This is a genomic window from Microbacterium nanhaiense (assembly GCF_014646015.1).
GTDB lineage: Bacteria > Actinomycetota > Actinomycetes > Actinomycetales > Microbacteriaceae > Microbacterium > Microbacterium nanhaiense.
In genome coordinates this window covers 98,797-118,148 of the sequence record NZ_BMMQ01000004.1, presented here as the reverse complement: position 1 = coordinate 118,148, position 19,352 = coordinate 98,797, and the positions used below count along the sequence as shown (strand labels likewise).

19 protein-coding genes are annotated in these 19,352 nt (G+C 68.2%); 16 read left to right on the top strand and 3 right to left on the bottom strand.

The window, feature by feature from the left end:
- The first annotated feature begins 117 nt into the window (after positions 1-117).
- From rpsF to IEX05_RS08105, 16 genes are all read left to right on the top strand, one after another.
- The gene (rpsF, locus tag IEX05_RS08180) at positions 118-462 is read left to right on the top strand and encodes a 30S ribosomal protein S6 (RefSeq protein ID WP_229661228.1); all 345 of its coding nucleotides are present in this window, start codon (positions 118-120) and stop codon (positions 460-462) included.
- A gap of 9 nt (positions 463-471) precedes the next feature.
- Positions 472-1,011, top strand: coding sequence for a single-stranded DNA-binding protein (locus IEX05_RS08175; RefSeq protein WP_188700891.1), 540 nt, complete (start codon positions 472-474; stop codon positions 1,009-1,011).
- Between the two features lie 27 nt (positions 1,012-1,038).
- Positions 1,039-1,293: a 30S ribosomal protein S18 gene (gene rpsR, locus IEX05_RS08170; protein WP_114117478.1), complete on the top strand. Its 255-nt coding sequence runs from the start codon at positions 1,039-1,041 to the stop codon at positions 1,291-1,293.
- Positions 1,294-1,304: 11 nt separating this feature from the next.
- Positions 1,305-1,760, top strand: a complete 456-nt coding sequence (rplI, locus tag IEX05_RS08165; protein ID WP_188700890.1) for a 50S ribosomal protein L9 — start codon at positions 1,305-1,307, stop codon at positions 1,758-1,760.
- Between the two features lie 324 nt (positions 1,761-2,084).
- Entirely contained in the window at positions 2,085-3,533 is a 1,449-nt protein-coding gene (gene dnaB / locus IEX05_RS08160) for a replicative DNA helicase (protein ID WP_229661203.1), read from the top strand.
- Between the two features lie 242 nt (positions 3,534-3,775).
- Positions 3,776-5,047, top strand: coding sequence for an ABC transporter substrate-binding protein (locus IEX05_RS08155; RefSeq protein WP_188700889.1), 1,272 nt, complete (start codon positions 3,776-3,778; stop codon positions 5,045-5,047).
- 2 nt (positions 5,048-5,049) lie between these two features.
- Complete coding sequence (locus IEX05_RS08150; RefSeq protein WP_229661202.1) at positions 5,050-6,015, top strand: carbohydrate ABC transporter permease; 966 nt, start codon at positions 5,050-5,052, stop codon at positions 6,013-6,015.
- A complete protein-coding gene (locus IEX05_RS08145) occupies positions 6,012-6,833 on the top strand; it encodes a carbohydrate ABC transporter permease (RefSeq protein ID WP_188700888.1) in 822 nt (273 codons plus the stop codon). The genes IEX05_RS08150 and IEX05_RS08145 overlap by 4 nt, the downstream gene beginning before the upstream one ends.
- Position 6,834: 1 nt before the next feature.
- Positions 6,835-8,517, top strand: a complete 1,683-nt coding sequence (locus tag IEX05_RS08140) for a hypothetical protein (RefSeq protein WP_188700887.1) — start codon at positions 6,835-6,837, stop codon at positions 8,515-8,517.
- A 286-nt stretch (positions 8,518-8,803) separates the two neighbouring features.
- Positions 8,804-9,181, top strand: coding sequence for a Cpe/LpqF family protein (locus IEX05_RS08135; protein WP_229661201.1), 378 nt, complete (start codon positions 8,804-8,806; stop codon positions 9,179-9,181).
- Between the two features lie 33 nt (positions 9,182-9,214).
- Positions 9,215-10,093 carry a serine hydrolase gene (locus tag IEX05_RS08130; RefSeq protein ID WP_505744125.1) on the top strand — a complete coding sequence of 293 codons (879 nt, stop codon included), beginning with the start codon at positions 9,215-9,217 and terminating at the stop codon, positions 10,091-10,093.
- Between the two features lie 228 nt (positions 10,094-10,321).
- Positions 10,322-11,323 (top strand): ABC transporter permease, encoded by a 1,002-nt coding sequence (locus tag IEX05_RS08125; RefSeq protein ID WP_229661200.1) that lies wholly within the window; start codon positions 10,322-10,324, stop codon positions 11,321-11,323.
- Positions 11,320-12,234, top strand: coding sequence for a carbohydrate ABC transporter permease (locus IEX05_RS08120; protein WP_229661199.1), 915 nt, complete (start codon positions 11,320-11,322; stop codon positions 12,232-12,234). Before IEX05_RS08125 ends, IEX05_RS08120 begins: the two co-directional genes overlap by 4 nt.
- Positions 12,235-12,295: 61 nt before the next feature.
- Entirely contained in the window at positions 12,296-13,963 is a 1,668-nt protein-coding gene (locus tag IEX05_RS08115) for a type 2 periplasmic-binding domain-containing protein (RefSeq protein ID WP_188700884.1), read from the top strand.
- Positions 13,964-14,037: 74 nt separating this feature from the next.
- The gene (locus tag IEX05_RS08110) at positions 14,038-16,401 is read left to right on the top strand and encodes a glycoside hydrolase family 95 protein (RefSeq protein ID WP_188700883.1); all 2,364 of its coding nucleotides are present in this window, start codon (positions 14,038-14,040) and stop codon (positions 16,399-16,401) included.
- Between the two features lie 55 nt (positions 16,402-16,456).
- On the top strand, positions 16,457-16,933 hold the full coding sequence (locus IEX05_RS08105; protein ID WP_188700882.1) for an NUDIX hydrolase: 477 nt from the start codon (positions 16,457-16,459) through the stop codon (positions 16,931-16,933).
- 174 nt (positions 16,934-17,107) lie between these two features.
- Here IEX05_RS08105 and IEX05_RS08100 read toward each other — a convergent pair whose 3' ends face one another.
- Genes IEX05_RS08100 through IEX05_RS08090 form a run of 3 tightly spaced genes read right to left on the bottom strand, consistent with a single transcriptional unit; the run spans position 17,108 to position 19,350 of the window.
- Positions 17,108-18,103, bottom strand: a complete 996-nt coding sequence (locus tag IEX05_RS08100; protein ID WP_188700881.1) for a LacI family DNA-binding transcriptional regulator — start codon at positions 18,101-18,103, stop codon at positions 17,108-17,110.
- 27 nt (positions 18,104-18,130) lie between these two features.
- The gene (locus tag IEX05_RS08095) at positions 18,131-18,880 is read right to left on the bottom strand and encodes a triose-phosphate isomerase family protein (RefSeq protein WP_188700880.1); all 750 of its coding nucleotides are present in this window, start codon (positions 18,878-18,880) and stop codon (positions 18,131-18,133) included.
- The gene (locus IEX05_RS08090; RefSeq protein ID WP_188700879.1) at positions 18,880-19,350 is read right to left on the bottom strand and encodes a ribose-5-phosphate isomerase; all 471 of its coding nucleotides are present in this window, start codon (positions 19,348-19,350) and stop codon (positions 18,880-18,882) included. Before IEX05_RS08090 ends, IEX05_RS08095 begins: the two co-directional genes overlap by 1 nt.
- Positions 19,351-19,352: the final 2 nt, after the last annotated feature.

Sequence of the window (19,352 nt, the reverse complement as noted above, 5' to 3'; positions counted from 1 at the left end):
TTCCGTTCTGGATCCGTTCGAGGCAACGTGCATTACACCCTCCTGGTGTCGGGAAAGACCCGGCATCCGTTCGAGTCCGAAGGAGGTGGGATAGTGACGCACGCACACCAGTACGAGATGATGGTTATCATCGCGCCGGAGATGGACGAGCGCCAGGTTCCCGCGTACCTCGACAAGTACCTCAAGGTCATCACCGACGCTGAGGGCACGATCGAGAACGTGGACATCTGGGGCAAGCGCAAGTTCGCTTACGAGATCCAGAAGAAGAACGAGGGCATCTACGCCGTCGTCAACTTCACCGCTACCAGCGCAGCCACGCAGGAGCTCGACCGCCAGCTCGGTCTTGCCGATGACGTGATCCGCACCAAGATCCTGCGCGCCGAAGAGGCCATCGCGATGATCGCCTCCGAGGCGAAGCGCGCTGAGGCCAAGGCGGCCCGCAAGACGGCGGCAAAGGCCTAAGGTAATCGCATGGCAGGCGAAACCGTTATCACAGTCGTTGGCAATCTGACCGCCGACCCCGAGCTGCGTTACACGCAGTCCGGCGTCCCCGTGGCGAACTTCACGATCGCTTCGACTCCCCGCACGTTCGACCGCGCGTCGGGCGAGTGGAAGGACGGCGACGCTCTGTTCCTGCGGGCCAGCGTGTGGCGCGAGTTCGCGGAGCACGTCGCGGGTTCGCTGACGAAGGGCATGCGCGTCATCGCGCAGGGCAACCTCCGCCAGCGCAACTACGAGACGCGCGAGGGCGAGCGCCGGTCGTCGATCGAACTGGATGTCCAGGAGATCGGCCCGTCGCTGCGCTACGCGACCGCACAGGTCACGCGTTCGGCCGCACCTGCCGGTGGATTCGGCGGAGGTCGCCCCGGCGGCGCTCCCCAGCAGATCCCCGGCGGCGCGCCTCAGGCCGCTCCGCAGTCGGCCGGTGAGCCCTGGGCGACGCCCGGCTCGACCGGTGCTGACGCATGGAGCACCCCGGGGTCGTTCTCTGACGACGACACCCCGTTCTAAATCTCTTTATCTCTGTAAGGACCCATAATGGCTGGAAAGTCAAGCGGCGACCGCCGCAAGCCGCGGAAGGGCGCGAAGAACGCCGCTCCCGCGAAGCACATCCGGGTCGGCCTCATCGACTACAAGGATGTCGCCACCCTTCGCAAGTTCGTTTCGGAGCGCGGCAAGATCCGTGCCCGTCGTATCACCGGTGTGTCGGTGCAGGAGCAGCGCCTCATCGCTCGCGCGATCAAGAACGCGCGTGAGATGGCACTCCTTCCCTACGCTGGCGCCGGCCGGTAAGGAGCACCCACATGTCGAAGCTGATTCTCACGCATGAGGTCGACGGCCTGGGTAGCGCCGGAGACATCGTCGAGGTCAAGAACGGTTACGCCCGTAACTACCTCGTTCCCCAGGGCTTTGCTGTCGCGTGGACGCGCGGCGGTCAGAAGCAGGTGGACCAGATCCGCGCCGCCCGCGAGGCTCGCGCGATCGCGACGCACGAGGAGGCCGAGGTTCTCAAGCAGAAGCTCGAGCAGGCTCGCGTCAAGCTCGCCGTGAAGTCGGGCGCCGAGGGTCGTCTGTTCGGTTCGGTCAAGCCGGCCGACATCGTCGCTGCGGTCGCCGCCGCCGAGCTCGGTGAGCTCGACAAGCGCCGCGTCACGATCCCCGCGCCGATCAAGACGGTGGGCGACCACGAGGCTCTCGTTCGTCTGCACGACGACGTGACCGCCGTGATCACCCTGCAGGTTGTCGCGCTCAAGAAGTAATACTTCTTCCGCGTTCGAAACCGGCGTCGCTCCTCGGGGCGGCGCCGGTTTCGCCGTCTCCGCGGCCGCGCTGTAGCGGATTCGTCCACAGGGCGCAATATCGGCAGGGGCGGTCTCGGAAACGCGGGGAAATGCACACGCTGTGGATCCTGAAAAGCCCAGGCCATACGCATTAATCCACGCGCAGAATCCTGCTCTGTCCACAGTTTTCCACACCCCGATTCCACAGTTTCGACGGCGTTTTGCCCAGGTCTCTCCACAGGGTTATCCACAGAGAGATCGCTCGTGGAATCGCGATACGCTGAGCGCTCAGGAGGAGCACAGATGTCGATGGACATTCCGGAGCCGCCGTACGGCGAAGACGAGTATGCGCGCGATTACGCCGGTGGCGGCGGGCGCGGATCGGGTGGATCCGGGAGCCGCGGCGGGGGACGCGATCAGGAGCGCACGCCCCCTCACGACCTGTTGAGCGAGCAGTCCACGCTCGGCGGCATGCTCCTGTCGAAGGACGCCGTCGCCGACGTCGTCGAGACGCTCCGCGGATCCGATTTCTACGTGCCCAAGCACGAGGTGATCTTCGAGGCGATCCTCTCGCTCTACTCGCACGGCGAGCCGACCGACGTGATCGCCGTCACCGACGAGCTGATGAAGTCGGGCGACCTGCAGCGGGCGGGCGGGGTCGACTACCTGCACTCGCTGACCTCGATCGTGCCGACGGCCGCGAACGCCGGCTACTACGCCGGGATCGTGCAGGAGCGCGCGCTGCTGCGCCGCCTCGTCGACGCCGGGACGCGCATTGTGCAGATGGGCTACGACGGCGAGGGCGAGGCCGTCGAACTCGTCAACCAGGCGCAGGCCGAGGTGTACGCCGTCACCGGCCAGGAGCAGTCCGAAGACTACGTTCCGCTCGAGGTCGCGATCGGCGCCGCCGTCGAGGAGATCGAGCTCGCGAAGGGGCGCGACGGTCAGATGACCGGTGTGCCGACGGGCTTCACCGACCTCGACAACCTCACGAACGGCCTGCACCCCGGCCAGATGATCGTCGTCGCGGCCAGGCCGGCCATGGGTAAGTCGACGCTCGCCCTCGACTTCGCGCGCGCCGCCGCGATCACGCACAACAGGCCGGCCGTCTTCTTCTCTCTCGAGATGGGGCGCTCGGAGATCGCGATGCGCCTCCTCAGCGCGGAGGGCGGGATCTTCCTGCAGAAGCTCCGCAAGGGCGACCTCGACTCCCGCGACTGGACGACGCTCGCGGCCACCCGTGGCCGGATCAACGACGCGCCGCTCTACATCGACGACAGCCCGAACATGACGCTCGTGGAGATCCGCGCGAAGTGCCGCCGGCTCAAGCAGCGCGTGGGCCTCAGCATGGTCATCATCGACTACCTGCAGCTGCTCACGAGCGGCAAGCGCGTCGAGTCGCGCCAGCAGGAAGTCTCCGAGTTCTCGCGCGCCCTGAAGCTCATGGCGAAGGAACTGCAGGTGCCGGTCATCGCGCTCTCGCAGCTGAACCGTGGCCCCGAGCAGCGCACCGACAAGCGCCCCATGGTCAGCGACCTGCGCGAATCGGGCTCGATCGAGCAGGACGCCGACATGGTGATCCTGCTGCACCGCGACGAGGTCTACGACAAGCAGTCGCGCCCCGGCGAGGCCGACCTGATCGTCGCGAAGCACCGCAACGGTCCGACGGCCGACATCGCCGTGGCGTTCCAGGGCCACTTCAGTCGCTTCCACGACATGGTGCAGGTGGCGGACAGCTTCGGCGAGGAGTGATCCGGCGATTCCCGTGACAAAAAGTGCTCTTCGCGAACTCGCGAGGAGCACTTTTTGATACCGGAAGGGCGCGTTGCGGGGATCGCGGGGCTGGAAGATTCGCCTTGAGGGAATTGTCAGCTTTGGGATAATGTCCTAACATCACATCAGCGCTCCGCGAGATCGGGCCCGCACGGGCAGGAGCGCGCGAGTGATCCCGACGATGACGTTGGCCCGGATGATCCGGGTGAAAGGAACTCCCCATGACGCGTTCAATCAAGCCCGCGCTGCGGCTCACCTTTGCGGTCGCGGCCGTCGCGGTCTCCGCGACGACCCTCGCCGCGTGCGGCGGATCCTCGGAGGCCGGGAGCGACCAGCCGCTCCAGTTCTTCCTCTCCGGCGACGCCAACCAGGGCGGCGGCTACGCCCACATGGCGCAGAAGTACGAGGAAGAGACGGGCGTCAAGGTCGAGATCGTCGACATCGCCAACGACGACCTCTCCACGAAGCTCCGCAACGCCGCACAGGCCGATGACCTTCCGGCGATCGCCCGCGTCGGCGCCGTCGATCCCGTGTGGCGCGGTGCCGCGTCCGACCTCACCGACATCACCGAGGGCAGCGGGATCCGCACCGAGCTGAGCGACTGGGACGGCGACAAGGTGATCTCGCTGCCGTCCGACATCACCGCGGTCGGCCTGTTCATCAACAAGACCCTGTTCGACGAGGCCGGCGTCGCCTATCCCACGAGCGAGGACGACATCTGGACGTGGGACGAGTACGTCGCGGCCGTCAAGGAGGTCCAGGAGGCGACCGGCACGAGCTACGGCATGGTCATGGACAAGTCGTCGCACCGCCTGAAGTCGCTGTTCTACGAGTTCGGCTCCGACTACTTCCAGCCCGACGATGAGGGCACCTTCAGCAGCAACGACGACACCAAGCGCGCGCTCGAGTTCTTCAACGAGCTCAACGACGACTCGTTCATGCCGCGGTCGGTCTGGCTCTCGGACGCCGACGGCAACGCGCTCTTCAAGAGCGGCGACGTCGTGTCGTACGTATCCGGCTCGTGGCAGATCGCCGACTTCGCCGTCAACATCACGGACTTCGAGTGGGCCTCCGTGTACATGCCGACGGAGAAGGAGCGCGCCACGAACTACGGCAACGCGGCATCGATCGTCGTCTTCGACGGCCCGCAACAGGAAGCGGCGTACGACTTCATCGAGTGGCTGTACGAGCCCGAGAACTACACAGAGCTCTCCGAGACCTCCTCGTTCATCCCCGCCGTCGACGGCCTGGAGATCGAGTACGCCTCGCACGCCGACGCATTCGACATCTACGCGCAGGACATCGCTGCCTCACCCGCGATCGTCGGCGACATCAAGTCGATGGAGCTCCAGTACGGCGCTCAGGGCGTGACGACGGAGGGCGACCCCGTGCGAGACGAGACGGTCAAGTACCTCAACGGCGAGCAGGACGTCGATGCGACGATCGAGAACATCAACGCACAGTTCACCGACCAGCTGGGCGCCCTGGAGTGACTGTGAGTCGCACCAACACGGTCGACGGGCTCAGCGCCGAGACGTCTGCGCTCGTCATCAAGGGGCGGCGTGCGCGCCGCGTTCGCCGCCCCGGGCAGCGCTCCACGAGCTTCGTTCTCGCGCCGCTCAGCTTCATCGCGGTCGCGGTGGTGCTGTTCGCGCTGTTCTTCGTGTGGCCCGGCGCTCTCGGCCTCTGGTACTCCTTCACCGATTACACGGGCGTCGGAACGCCCGATTTCATCGGAGCCGAGAACTACGTCGAGCTCGCGCAGGATCCGGACTTCTACGTCGTGCTCGGGCGCACGCTGCTCTACACGGTGCTCTCGGTGCCGCTGCACTTCGTCGCCGCGCTCGGCATCGCGGTTCTCTTGACGAGCACCGCCGCGAAGGGCAAGGCGCCCGCCCGGATCATCTTCTTCCTTCCCTGGCTGATCTCGCCGATCGTCGCCGGTGTCATCTGGAAGTGGCTCTTCGGCGAGAACTTCGGCATGGTCAACTTCCTCATCGAGCTCGCCGGGGGAACGGGGCTGCGCTGGGAGACCGACCCGACCCTGGCGCTCGTGCTGATCCTCATCGTGAGCACCTGGGGCGGCACCGCGTTCAACATGCTCCTGTTCATCGCCGCGATCCGGAACATCCCGCGCTCCTACCTCGAGGCGGCGCAGCTCGACGGCGCCGGCGGCTGGCAGCGGTTCACGCGCATCGTTCTCCCGCTGCTGCGCCCGACGTCGTTCATGGTGGTGCTGCTGACGACCATCGGGTCGATGAAGGAGTTCGCCATGGTCCAGGCGCTGAACGGCGGTGGTCCCGGAACGTCGAACATGTTCATCGTGCAGTACATCTACCGCACCGGTTTCGAGCGGGCCGACGTCGGCTACGCGAGCGCGGCGTCCATGGTGCTCATGGTGATCCTGATCGTCATCGCCATCATCCAGATGCGCTTCGACAAGAGGAATGATCTCGCATGAACGCGAAGAGATGGGGCATCGGGAGCACGATCGTGCTCTGGCTGCTGGCGCTCGGCTTCCTGATCCCGGTGGCGTGGTTCCTCCTGAGCTCGTTCAAGCCCGGCTCGGAGCTGTTCAGCCTGCCGCTGACGCTGTTCCCGAAGGACTGGACCGTCAGCGGATACGAGACCGCGTGGAACAGGTTCGACTTCGCGCGCTACTTCCTCAACACCTCGATCGTGGCGGTCGTCACGACCGTGCTCACCGTGCTGGTGAGCGCCATGACGGGATACGCGTTCGCGAAGTACCACGCGTGGTGGCTGAAGGCGTTCTTCATCTGCATCCTCGCGACGACGATGCTCCCCACCGAGGTGATCATGCCGTCGTCGTTCGCCGTCGTGCGCGACCTCGGCCTGTACAACAGCCTCGCGGGTATCATCGTGCCGTCGATCATCACGGCCACCGGCATCTTCATGTTCCGCCAGTACTTCAAGACGATTCCGGACGAACTGCTCGAGGCGGCCCGCATCGACGGCGTCGGCGAGTTCGGTGCGTTCTGGCGCATCATGCTGCCCCTGGCCCGGCCGATCGCCGTCGTCCTGGCGATCTTCTCGTTCCAGTGGCGCTGGAACGACTACATCTGGCCGCTCATCGTGCTTCGCGATCCGTCGCAGTACACTCTGCAGGTCGCGCTGCGCTCGATCGTCGGCGCGGACAACGTCGACTGGTCGGTGCTGCTCTCGGCTTCCGTGATCTCGCTGATCCCGATGGTGATCCTGTTCGCGATCTTCCAGCGTCAGATCATGAACGCCGACATCAACTCCGGACTGAAGGACTGACGTGGGGGAGGACCTCGCCTTCGAGCGGCGCCTGCGCGAGGCGATCGATGCCGAGATCGCCGCGGCGCTCGCGGAATCGGAGGATCCGCGCCGCGCGCACCGCGCGGTGATGGAGCGCGTGCGACTGCTGGTAGCCGCGTACCTGTGGCCGGCATCGTCGAGCTTCGGCGATCCCGCGTTGATCGAGGCGGCCCGGCGAGGCGCGCGCGCCCTGAAGCGGCTGCAGGGGCCGAGCGGGCTCTTCGTCGGCGGCGACAACGTCGACTCGCCCCCCGACTCGGCCTTCACCGTCAACGACCTGTGCGACGCGCTTCGCCTGCTCGAGACGGTGCCGCACGAGAGCACTCCCGAGACGGAGGCGCTCAGCCGCGAGCTGGCCGCCATCGCCGACGCGGTTGAGCCCGCGCTGATCTCTGGCGGGGTGCACACCCCGAACCACCGCTGGGAGATTGCGGCCGCCCTCGCGCGCCTGCATCGGCGTCGGCCGTCCGAGGCGCTCGCCGATCGCGCGGCCCGGTGGCTGGCCGAGGGCATCGACATCGATGCCGACGGCGTGTATTCCGAGCGCAGCGCGAACTACGCGGCGTATGTCTCCAACCCGTCGCTCAGCATCATCGCCGACGTCTTCGGGCGGGTGGACGCCCGCGACGCGGTCGTGCGCAACCTCGAGGCGACCCTGGGCCTGATCCACCCCGACGCGACCGTCGAGACGGTGCACTCGCGCCGTCAGGACCAATCGATGCGTTTCAGCCTCGCCCCCTTCCTCGGCCTCTATCGGCGTTACGCCGTCGAACTCGGCCGCGGCGATTTCGCGTGGGCGGCCGAGAGAGCGGCCGAGCAGGGGATCCTGCATCCGGCGTCGCTTGTGACCGAGCTGCTGCTCGGCGGCCGGCTCGGAGAGCGCCTGCCGGTCGCCCTCGCGCCGGCACCGCACGGGGGCTGGGCGCACAGCGGCCTGGTCGTGGACGAGAACGATCGGCGACGGCTCGTCGTGTTCGGCGGCTCGGACTATCCCGCCGTGGGACGGATCCGCTCGGGTCTCGCCACGAACCCGACGTTCCTGAGGATGTTCGCCGGCGGGGCCGTGCTCGACTCGGTCCGGCTGTCGCGCGACTTCTTCGGTCTCGGCCCCTTCCGCTCCGGATCCGTCACCGACCTCGGCGACCGGTGGCGCCTCGCCGAGACGGTGTCGGCGAACTATTACCAGCCCATGGTGCCCGAGGGCCGGGACGCCCGCGGGGAGTACGCGCTCACGGACGACGGCCGGTTTTACGGGTCGATGTCGTTCGGCGAGCGCGGGCGCGACGCGGTGTCGATGACCACCGTCGTCGACGTTGTGCCGACCGAGCGGGGCGCACTGCTCGAGATCGCGATCGACGGCCCCGACGTGCCGTGGGCGCTGGAACTTGCGTTCCGCGGCGGCCGATTCGAGGATCCCCCCGCCGCCGAGGGCGGCGTCGTCGCTCTCGAGTCGGGCGCGGCACGGTACCGGGCGAGCGACGATGTCATCGTCGTCACCCCCGATCCCGGCTATCGCGCGGACGGCGTCGCCGCCTACCGACCGGGGGAGGACTACGCGTACCTCGGCGCCACGGATGCCCTCAGGGGAGACCGGCTGTACCTCACGGGCCGCGCCCCGACCCGGCTCGCGGTCGAGCTGCGAGCCGAACGCCGGGCGCCCTGAGGCGCGGGGCGGTTCCCGTGACAAAAGGTGCTCTTCGCGAACCCGCGAGGAGCACCTTTGACATCGGAAGCGTGTGCGGGGCGGTCGGAGGGCCCGCGAGGCAAGGTATATCGTCCGCTAGGGTGGTGGGCAACACCCGACGATGACGAGGATTCTCATGCGCAACTTCTCCGCCCGCCGTACTCGGACGTCCATCTTTCTCGCGTTGGGAGCCGTGGCCGCACTGACGCTGACCGGCTGCTCCGGCGACGGCGACGGAAACGGGGAAGGACCGGAGGAGACACCGGTGACGGAGGAGACTCCCGCGACGGAGGCGCCCGCCCAGGCGGAGGCGATCGAGATCCCCGATACACCCGTCGGTGAGGTTGCGCAGAAGATGGTCGACACCATGAACGCGGCCGACGACACGACCGAGGCCGATTGGGAGGGGCTGCTGCACGAGAGCTTCACCGCCCAGGTGCCCGTCAGCGACTTCGTGGGCCTGCTGAACACGAACATTCGGCCGGCGCAGCCCTTCGTGCCCACGGCCTATGAGGGCGGCGAGCGCCAGTCGGTGACGACGCTCGACGCCGCGATCGGCGACCCCATCGACCTGTCGATCGTGCTCGACCCCGAGGGCCTCATCACGGGTCTCACGTTCACGCCCGCGGCGCCCGAATCGTGAAGAGAACCGGCCTCCTTCGCTGAGCTCGAGGAGCTGCTGGCCGAGTTTCCCGCGACGGTGCGGGCGTTCGTCGGCGCGGCCGACGGACCCGCGGATCCGCTTCTCGACGTCGCGAGCGAGGAAGCGGCGCCGCTCGGCTCCGCGTTCAAGCTCTACGTGCTGCTCGCGCTCGCACAGGAGATCGAGGCGGGGCGGGTCTCGTGGGATGACGAGCTGACGCTCGACGACACGGTGCGCAGCCTGCCCTCGGGCGAGCTGCAGGACGAGCCGAACGGCACCGTCGTGACGGTGCGCGAGGCGGCGCGGAAGATGATCGCGATCAGCGACAACACCGCGACCGACATGCTCATCCACCTGCTCGGGCGAGAGCGGGTCGAGCGTGCGGTGGCCGACGCCGGTCACCACGATCCGTCGCTGCTCGAACCGTTCCTGTCGACGCGCGAGCTTTTTCAGATCGGCTGGGGAGACGACGCGACGTTGCGGGAGCGGTGGAACGCAGATCCGGGAGCGCGGCGGGCGCTCGTCGACGAGATCGCGGAGCGGACGATGGAACCGGGATCCGTCGCCGTCGGCGGTGACCCGGTATGGCCGGAAGGGCTCGGCTGGTTCGCCTCCCCGCGCGACCTCGTGCGGGTGCACGAGGCGCTGCGGGCGCTGGAGGATCCCGCGATCGACGCGATCCTCCGGGAGAACCCGGGGATCCAGGTCTCGGGGTGGGAGAGCGTTGCGTTCAAGGGCGGCTCCTCGCTCGGCGTGCTGACCGGATCGTGGCTCGTCGAAGACGCGGACGGCGCCGCCTACGCGGTCGTGCTGCAGCTGTCGACGGCGGAGCCGGCCGGGCTCGGCGCGCAGGAGGACGCGTTCACCCGCCTCGCGCAGAGCGCGTTCTCATTCCTGCGCGAGGCCGTGTAGCGGCCACGGGGCCCGTCGAGGGGGTGCGGCTGCGGCCGTGCCCCCTTTTCGCGCGCCCGGCGCCTGCGCAACGGCTAGACAATTGTTTTTTCACGTTTTGTCTTGTGGCAGGGCGGGGCGCTCGCTAGCATCTGAGAAAACGATTCATCATTACGACGAGGTCATGATGTCATCGCCCCGCGCTCCGCCGGGCCGACAGCGCCTCGGTGTAGACCGATAGGAGTCTCCGTGGCGAACATCGCACCAACGATGACGTCGCCGTCGGCGCGTGCGGCGAAGGGTGCCGCGACGAAGAACGGTCCCGTTCGCGGCGCGCCGCGCCGCCCCGGTCGCCTCGCGCGATCGTTCCGTCAGTACTGGCAGCTCTACCTGCTCGTCATTCCGCCGGTCGCGTACTTCGTGATCTTCCAGTACGTGCCGATGGCGAACGCGGTGATCGCGTTCAAGGACTACAACGTCGTCGACGGAATCTGGGGCTCCTCGTGGGCGGGGCTGAAACACTTCGAGCGCTTCTTCGACAACCCGATGTTCACGACGGTCGTGAAGAACACCTTCCTGCTGAGCCTCTATGCGCTCATCGCGAGCTTCCCGATCCCGATCATCCTGGCGCTCGCGCTGAACGAGATCCGGGCGCGGTTCTTCAAGAAGACCGTGCAGATGGTCACGTATGCGCCCTATTTCATCTCGACGGTCGTCGTGGTGTCGATGGCGATGCTGCTGCTCTCGCCTCGCGTCGGCATCATCGGAGACTTCACGGGCTTCTTCGGCGTCCCGGCGGCCGACTACATGGCCAAGCCCGACTTCTTCCGCCACATCTACGTGTGGACGGAGGTCTGGCAGACCACGGGATACTCCGCGGTCATCTACCTCGCCGCGCTCTCGGGTGTCGACCCGTCGCTGTACGAGGCGGCGCGGATGGACGGCGCGAACCGCCTGCAGAAGATCTGGCACGTCGACCTGCCGAGCATCCTGCCCACGATCGTCGTGGTCCTGATCCTCTCGGTCGGCAGCATCATGGCGGTCGGCTTCGAGAAGGCGTTCCTGCTGCAGAACCCGCTGAACCTCTCGCAGTCCGAGATCATCGCGACCTACACCTACAAGGTCGGTCTGCAGCACGCGGACTTCAGCCTCTCGACCGCGATCGGCCTGTTCAACTCGGTCATCAACCTGGTGCTGCTTGTCGGCGTCAACATCATCGCGAAGCGAGTCACGGGGAAGGGGCTGTGGTGAGCGCAGTAGTCATGTCGCGCGGGCGCGCGGCCACCCGCGTCAAGGAGCCGGTCGTCGACCGGGTGTTCCTCATCGGCGTCTACGTTCTGCTCGCGGTCTTCCTCGTGATCGTGCTGCTGCCGCTGTGGTACATCCTCGTCAGTTCCGTCTCGAGCCCCGCGGCGGTCTCGGCGGGCAAGGTCTTCCTGTGGCCCGTCGAGTTCACGTGGCGCGGATACGAGACGGTCCTGACCAACTCGAAGATCCTCCTGGGCTTCGCCAACTCGGTGTTCTACACCGTCGTCGGCACGATCGTCAGCGTCGCCCTCACCGTGATGCTCGCCTACCCGCTCTCGCGGGCGAACTTCGTGGGCGGCAAGTTCCTCACGGGCGCGGTCGTCTTCACGATGCTCTTCGCCGGCGGCCTCATCCCCACCTACCTCGTCGTGCAGGAGCTCGGGCTGCTCGACACCCGCTGGGCGCTGATCATCCCCAAGGCCGTCGCGGTGTGGCCCGCGATTCTCGCGATCACCTTCTTCCGCACCTCCGTCCCCGACGAGGTCTACGAGGCCGCGCGGATCGACGGCGCGAGCGAGCTGCGGATCCTCTGGCAGGTGGTGCTTCCGCTCGCGAAGCCGATGATCGCCGTCATCGCGCTGATGTACGCGATCGTGCAGTGGAACTCCTACTTCGACGCGCTCATCTACCTGCGCGACGACACGCTGTACCCCCTGCAACTCGTGCTGCGCAACATCCTGATCCTCAACAACGACGCCGGTACCGACGTCGCCGCGGCGATCGAACGCCAGCAGCTCGCGAACCTGCTGAAGTACTCGCTCATCGTCGTCTCGACGGTGCCGATGCTCATCATCTACCCGTTCGTCGCGAAGTACTTCACCCAGGGGCTCGTGCTCGGCGCCGTCAAGGGCTGAGTGCGACCCACCACCCCCTTTTGTCCCCACGGCATCACCTCACAATGAAGAGAGGCACCCCATGAAACGCACCATCACCCGGCCGCTCGCGCTCGCCGCATCCGCGGCGCTCGTCGTCGGCGCGGCCGCCTGCACGTCCGGCGGCGACGGCGGATCCGCGGAAGACGACAACGTCATCACGATCTTCAGCCAGCAGGGCCCGGACCGTGACCTCAACGGATCCACCTTCACGAAGCTGATCGAGGAGGAGTTCGACGTCGATCTGCAGTTCGAGACGACGACGTGGGACGCGGCCTCGGCCGCCGAGGCTCGCCAGATCGCCCTCGCGAGCGGCGACCTGCCCGACGCCTTCCTGCTCATTCCATGGGTCGACCAGTTCTCACAGGCCGAGCTCGTCAAGTACGGCGAGCAGGGCCTGATCCGCCCGCTGAACGAGCTGATCGACTCGAGCGCGCCGAACCTGCAGAAGGCATGGGGCGACACCCCGGACTGGGAGAAGCTCGCCACCGCGCCCGACGGCAACGTGTGGGGCCTGCCGCAGTGGAACGACTGTTTCCACTGCACCTTCCCCTCGAAGATGTGGCTGAACACGGCCTGGCTCGATGCGCTCGGCCTCGAGACGCCGACGACGCCCGACGAGTTCCGCGAGGTGCTGAAGGCGTTCAAGGAGCAGGATCCGAACGGCAACGGCACCGCCGACGAGGTTCCCCTGACGGGCGCCACAGGCGGCAACTCCGTCTTGCCCTTCCTGATGAACCCGTTCGTCTACGTGCCCACCTCGACGCTCAACGGCGCCGTGCCCGCGTCGCTCGCGCTCGATGGCAGCGATGTCACGCTGCAGCCGACCCTCGACGGGTGGCGCGACGGCCTCCGCTACGTGAACTCGCTCTTCGAAGAGGGGCTCATCGACGAGTCGGCGTTCACCCAGAACCAGGACGCGCTCCTCGCGCTCGGTGACATCGCCGGCGACCCCGTCGTTGGCGCCGCGAGCGTCGGCCACCCCGGCGTGTTCGTGACGATCGGCCAGGAGGACGAGCGCGACCGCGGCTACGACGCGATCGCGCCGCTCGAGGGCCCCAACGGATCCCCCGCATCGAAGACGCCGTCCTCGGTCGCCGGCGCCGCGTTCGTGATCACGAACCAGGCCTCGGACGCGAAGGCCGAGAAGCTGATGCAGATCGTCGACTACATGATCGACTACGACAACCACCTGCGCGCCGAGTTCGGCGAGGAGAACGTGGGCTGGGCGTATGCGGAGGAGGGCGACACAGCGATCGACGAGACGCTCGAGCCGCTCTGGCGCCAGATCCGCGTGAGCGGTGCCGAGGCGAACGACAACATCACCGCCTCGTGGGGTCCGCTCGCCCAGTACTACGGCGACCTCGTCTTCCGCGGATCCGAGGTGCGTCCGAAGGACGTCGACATCTACGACCTCGAGGGCTACAACGTGCGCCTGTTCGAGGAGACCCAGGACTACGCCGAGAACGCGGCCGACGACAAGGTGCTCCCGTACTGGAACATGTGGATTCCCGAGGAGGAGTCGTCAGAGCTCGCCACGACGCAGACGAACGTCGAATCGCTCATCACGCAGGCGAGCGCCGAGTTCGTGACGGGCGTGCGTGACATCGACAACGACGATGACTGGCAGGCCTTCCAGGACGCGCTCGTCGCCAACGGCAGCGGCCGCTACATCGAGATCTACCAGAAGGCATACGACGCGATCTCGTAGCCGAAGACGGATGCCCGGGTGAGAGCCCGGGCATCCGTGCGCGCAGGAGAATAATCGCCTCGAGGAGAACAGACATGAGCACCCGCACCACCCTTCGCTACACCCGGCCGGCCGCGAGCTGGCGCGAGGCGATGCTGCTCGGCAACGGACACCTCGGTGCCGCGGCCTGGGGCGGCGTCGCCCGCGAGCGGATCGACCTGAACGAGGACACGCTGTGGACGGGCGAGCCCGACTACGAGCCGAACCCGCGCGCCCGCGCCGCGCTCCCCGAGGTGCGCGAGCTGCTGCTCGCCGGCGAGTACGCCCGCGCGCAGGAGATCACCGCCGAGTCGCTCGGTGGCGTCGGCGACATCGCGACGTACATGCCGCTGGGGGAGCTGCTCCTCGACACCGGCATCCCCGACGAGGGGGTGAGCGGGTACCACCGTACGCTCGACCTCGACTCGGCGGTTGCGACCGTACAGTACGAGCACGAGGGCATCACCCACCGGCGCGAGCTGTTCGCCTCACACCCCGCGGGCGCGCTCGTCATGCGGGTCAGCGCGGACCGGCCCGGAAGCGTCGCGTTCCGCGCGGGGCTGGCGAGCGCGCTGCGCCACGAGCTCGTCGAGACCGACGGATCCCTGCGCATGCGGGGCCGCGCGCCGATATCGGCCTTCCCGTACACGGGGCAGACGCGCGAGCCGCTGTACGACGAGAGTGGCGCGGATCGCGGGACGCGCTGGGAGGCGCGTCTCGCCGCGCTCCCGGAGGGCGGATCCGCGCACATCGACGGGGATCGGCTCGTCATCGAGGGCGCCGACGCGGCCACCCTGATCCTCGTCGCCCGCACGAGCTACAACGGGCCCGCAGCGAGCCCCAGCCGCGAGGGCGCCGACGAGGCGGCCCTCTGCGAGGCAGAGCTCCGAGCCGCGACCGAGCGGGGCTACGACGCGCTCCGGGAGGAACACATCGCCGACCACCGCGCGCTGTTCCGCCGCGTCGAGCTCGATCTCGGATCATCCGCCGCCGATGAGCTGCCGACCGACGAACGGATCCGCCGCTACCGCGCCGGATCCGGTGAGGATCCGGGGCTCGCCGCGCTGTACTACCAGTTCGGCCGCTACATCCTGATCGCGACCTCGCGGCCCGGCAGTCAGCCCGCGAACCTGCAGGGGGTCTGGAACCCGTCGGTCAACCCCGCCTGGGGCTCGAACTGGACGATCAACTGCAACGCCCAGATCAACTACTGGCCCGTCGAAACCGCGGGCCTCGCCGAGTGCCACGAACCGCTCCTGCAGCTGACGCGCGAGCTCGCCGAGAGCGGATCCCGCGTCGCGCGCGACCACTACGGCGCGCGCGGCTGGGTGAGCCACCAGGGCACGGACGTCTGGCGCTACGCGCAGCCCGGCGGCAACGTGCCGCAGTGGTCGAACTTCGTCGCGAGCAACGCGTGGCTGTGCCAGCACCTGTGGGAGCACTACGCCTTCTCGGGCGACGAGGCGGAGCTGCGCCGGATCTGGCCCACCCTGCGCGGCGCCGCGGAATTCCACCTCGACATGCTCGTCGAGGAGCCGGAACACGGCTGGCTCGTGACGGCCCCCGACCTCAACTTCGAGAACATCTGGGTCGCACCCGACGGGCGCACGGGATCCATCGCGATGGGCACGACGCCGACGACGCAGATGGTGCGTGAACTGTTCCGCAACGTGCTCGCCGCGGCGTCGGCGCTCGGGCTCGACGACGCGCTGATCGGCGAGGTCGAGGCCGCGCTTCCCCGGCTCGCCCCGATGCAGATCAGCCCCACGACCGGACAGCTGCAGGAGTACCTCGACGACTGGACGCGCACCATGAAGGCCGAGGTGCTCTCGAGCTGGGGCGCCGTCTGCAGCGCGCAGATCCACCCCCGCCTCAGCCCCGCGCTCGCCGCGGGCCTGCGCCTCATCTTCGACACCGAACGCTGGTGGGAGGAGAAACCGGATCCGCTGAAGGGCCCCTGCCTCGGCAGCTGGGAGGGGGCCTTCCAGGCCAACGCCTACGCCCGCTTCGGCGACGGCGACGCCGCGCTGAAGATCCTCGACCTGCACCTCGAGAAGGCCGTGCAACCGAACCTCGGATCGAAGTTCATCGGTCACGCGCCGAACGACCCGATGTTCCAGATCGACGGCAACCTCGGCCAGACCGCCGCGATCGGCGAGATGCTGCTGCAGAGTCACGCGGGCGAGCTCGAGCTGCTGCCCGCGCTCCCGAGCCGCTGGCGCGACGGATCCGTTCGCGGCCTCCGCGCCCGCGGCGGCATCGAGGTCGACCTCGTGTGGGCGGACGGCGCGCTCGCATCGGCGACGCTCCGCGCGACGCGCTCGCAGAGCGTGTTCGTGCGCCGCGGATCCTGGACCGCAACGGTCGACCTCGCCGCGGGCGTGCCGCTGACGCTGACGGGGGAGCTCACCCCCGCGTGACGTCCCGATATGCGCGGCCGGTAGATTGGATTTCTCGCTGGGCAAGGAGCGCGGAATGGTCGATGTGCAGTTCACGGATGGAGACATTCGTTTCAAGCTCCGCGCGACCGCGGCGATCCTTCGCGGCCGCCAGGTCCTCGTGTGCGATGTCGAAGGCCTCGACTACTTCTTTCTTCCCGGCGGAAAGGTCGAGCTTGGCGAGCATGCGGAGGACGCGGTACGCCGAGAGATCCTCGAGGAGATTGGCCAGAACGTGCCGATCCTCGGACTTCGCGCGGTCGTGGAGTCGGTGTACCAGGACGCGCATGCCGACCGGCCCGGCGGGCGCGCCCACCAAGTGAGCTTTGTCTTTGCGTGCGATGGTAAAGACCTTGAGCTCGATCCGGCGAAGTGGGAGGCAGGGCACCGCTTCCGCTGGGTCGACATCGAGTCGCTTGAAGGATCCGCGTTCAAGCCACAATCGTTCGTTCCGCATTTGGCTGGACTCGGTTCGCGCGTGGGAATTACTCACGCAGCGCTCGAGTCGGCGTAACACGCGGCATCTGCGACGCGCCTCGTCCTCCCACCCGCGTTCGTCCGCCCGTCCCGCGAGATCGCATCGTTTTCGCGAAGTCGCACCGAGTTCGATGCGATCTCGGCAAAAGGGTGAGATCTCGCGGGCGGCGGCGACCGGGGCGGCGACGGGGGAGCGCCGACGGCCCCGGCGTCAGCCGGCCGTCGAGGCGCGCACGACGAGCTCCGGCTCGAACTCGATCGTCTCGGGGGCGCGGGTGGGGTCGTCGACGAGGGCCTCGAGCAGCTCCAGCGCGCGCGAGCCGATGAGGTGCGCGGGCTGGCGGATCGAGCTCAGCGGCACAACCGTCGAGGCCGCGAAGTCGATGTCGTCGTAGCCGATCAGCGCGATGTCGTCCGGGATCCTGAGATCGGCGGTCATGACGAGCGCCTGCATGACGCCGACGGCCAGGAGGTCGTTCGCGGCGAAGACCGCATCGGGGCGGTCCGCGCGCTCGACGAGCGTCGCGCCCGCGTCGCGCCCCGCGAGCACCGTGAGCTGGTCGGTGGGGATCCGCTCGATGGTCGCGCCGGGAACCTCCGCGACGGCGCGCGTCGCGCCCGCGAAGCGGTCCTCGACCTGCCGGAGGGATCCGCCGCCGACGAACGCGATGCGTCGCCGCCCCTGTTCGAGAAGATGGTGCGCGGCGATGTATCCGCCGCGGACGTCGTCGACGGCGACGGACGAGAAGTCGGATCCGGGGGCCGTGCGGTCGACGAGCACGACGGGCGTGCCGTGCTCGCGGAGGCGCTGGGCCGTGGTGAGCGTCTCGGAGACAGGGGAGAGGAGCACGCCGCGCACGCGCTGCTCCTCGAAGAGCGAAAGGTACGCGTCCTCGCGGTCGAGGCGTTCGTCGCTGTTGCCCAGCAACACGGACACTTCCCGGTCTGCGGCGGCGTCCTCGGCCCCGCGCGCGATGTCGGTGAAGAAGGGGTTGCCGGCGTCGAGCACGACAAGCCCCACGGTCGAGCTGCGGCCCGCGCGTAGCTGCCGGGCGGCGTCGTTGCGCACGTATCCGAGCTCGTCGATGGCCGCGCGCACGCGGTCGACCGTGGCGTCGCTGACGGCGTCGGGCCGGTTGAGTACGTTGGAAACGGTGCCCACCGAGACACCCGCGCGCTGCGCGACTTCGCGGATACTGACCGCCATGGAACCTCCTGAACGCCTGGAGCGATCCTACTGGTACGCAAGCGCCGCGGCCTCGTCGATGACGTCGACGAGGGTGTCGGGGTCGTGGGCGAAGCGCCCGAGGAACACCCCGTCGACCGCGTCGCCGAGGCGCGGGAGGAGGCCCGGTTTCGCGGCACCCCCGTAGATCACCGCGGATGCCGGGCGTCCCGCGAGCGCGGCCCGGAGCGCGGCCGCGACGACGCGCACGTGGTCCTCGCCGGCGGGCGCGGGCGCGCCGATCGCCCAGACGGGCTCGTAGGCGACGATGACGGATCCCGCGGGGGCGCCCGCGAGCGATGCGCGCAACTGGGTGACCGCGACCGCGGCGGCGACATCGGGATCCTGCTTCTCGGTCTCGCCGATGCACAACAACGGCTCGAGGCCGGCCTCGAGCGAGCGCGCCGTCTTCTGCGCGACGGTGACGTCGGTCTCCGCGAAGAGCCGTCGCCGCTCGGCATGGCCGATCTCGGCGATCCCCGCGCCGACCTCGGCCAGCTCGGCTGCCGAGACCTCGCCAGTGTAGGCGCCCTCCGCCTCGGCTGCGACGTCCTGTCCGCCGACGCGCACGGGGGTTCCGCGGAACGCGGTGACGGCCGCGGGCACCTGCAGGAAGGTGGGGGTGACGAAGACCTCGACGGCGCCGCTCATGACGGCGGGGGAGTCGGCAACGCGGGACGCCACCTGGGCGAACCACTCGGTCGCGCGCGCGTGCCCGAAGTACATCTTCAGGCTGATGCCGACGATGCGTCGCGTCATCAGCAGCTTCCGGTGGTCTCGTACTCGGTGACCACGGCGACCTTGTCCGCCGAAGCGCTGGTCTCGTCGAAGCGGTAGGTCAGCCACTCGCGCACGAGGCGGCGGGCGAGCTCGATGCCGACGACGCGCTGCCCCATGCAGAGCACCTGGGCATTGTTCGAGAGCACGGCGCGCTCGACCGAGAAGCTGTCGTGGGCGGTGACGGCGCGGATGCCGGCGACCTTGTTCGCGGAGATGGCGACGCCGAGTCCCGTGCCGCAGAAGATGAGAGCGCGGTCGGCCTCGCCGCGAGCGACGCGTTCGGCGGCCTCGATCGCCACCGTGGGGTAGGGGGTGTGGCCGTCGGCGCCCACGCCCACGTCGACGACGCTCACGACGCCCTCATTGGCCTCGAGATCCTTCTTGAGGATCTCCTTGTAGTCGAATCCGGCGTCGTCCGAGCCGATGACGATGCGAAGCTGGTCGGTCATGG

What these genes read in the sequence shown, in the direction of transcription:
- rpsF (WP_229661228.1), top strand. Translation starts at nt 118, where the DNA reads ATGATGGTTATCATCGCGCCGGAGATGGACGAGCGCCAGGTTCCCGCG.
- IEX05_RS08175 (WP_188700891.1), top strand. Translation starts at nt 472, where the DNA reads ATGGCAGGCGAAACCGTTATCACAGTCGTTGGCAATCTGACCGCCGAC.
- rpsR (WP_114117478.1), top strand. Translation starts at nt 1,039, where the DNA reads ATGGCTGGAAAGTCAAGCGGCGACCGCCGCAAGCCGCGGAAGGGCGCG.
- rplI (WP_188700890.1), top strand. Translation starts at nt 1,305, where the DNA reads ATGTCGAAGCTGATTCTCACGCATGAGGTCGACGGCCTGGGTAGCGCC.
- dnaB (WP_229661203.1), top strand. Translation starts at nt 2,085, where the DNA reads ATGTCGATGGACATTCCGGAGCCGCCGTACGGCGAAGACGAGTATGCG.
- IEX05_RS08155 (WP_188700889.1), top strand. Translation starts at nt 3,776, where the DNA reads ATGACGCGTTCAATCAAGCCCGCGCTGCGGCTCACCTTTGCGGTCGCG.
- IEX05_RS08145 (WP_188700888.1), top strand. Translation starts at nt 6,012, where the DNA reads ATGAACGCGAAGAGATGGGGCATCGGGAGCACGATCGTGCTCTGGCTG.
- IEX05_RS08115 (WP_188700884.1), top strand. Translation starts at nt 12,296, where the DNA reads ATGAAACGCACCATCACCCGGCCGCTCGCGCTCGCCGCATCCGCGGCG.
- IEX05_RS08110 (WP_188700883.1), top strand. Translation starts at nt 14,038, where the DNA reads ATGAGCACCCGCACCACCCTTCGCTACACCCGGCCGGCCGCGAGCTGG.
- IEX05_RS08105 (WP_188700882.1), top strand. Translation starts at nt 16,457, where the DNA reads ATGGTCGATGTGCAGTTCACGGATGGAGACATTCGTTTCAAGCTCCGC.
- IEX05_RS08100 (WP_188700881.1), bottom strand. Translation starts at nt 18,103, where the DNA reads ATGGCGGTCAGTATCCGCGAAGTCGCGCAGCGCGCGGGTGTCTCGGTG.
- IEX05_RS08095 (WP_188700880.1), bottom strand. Translation starts at nt 18,880, where the DNA reads ATGACGCGACGCATCGTCGGCATCAGCCTGAAGATGTACTTCGGGCAC.
- IEX05_RS08090 (WP_188700879.1), bottom strand. Translation starts at nt 19,350, where the DNA reads ATGACCGACCAGCTTCGCATCGTCATCGGCTCGGACGACGCCGGATTC.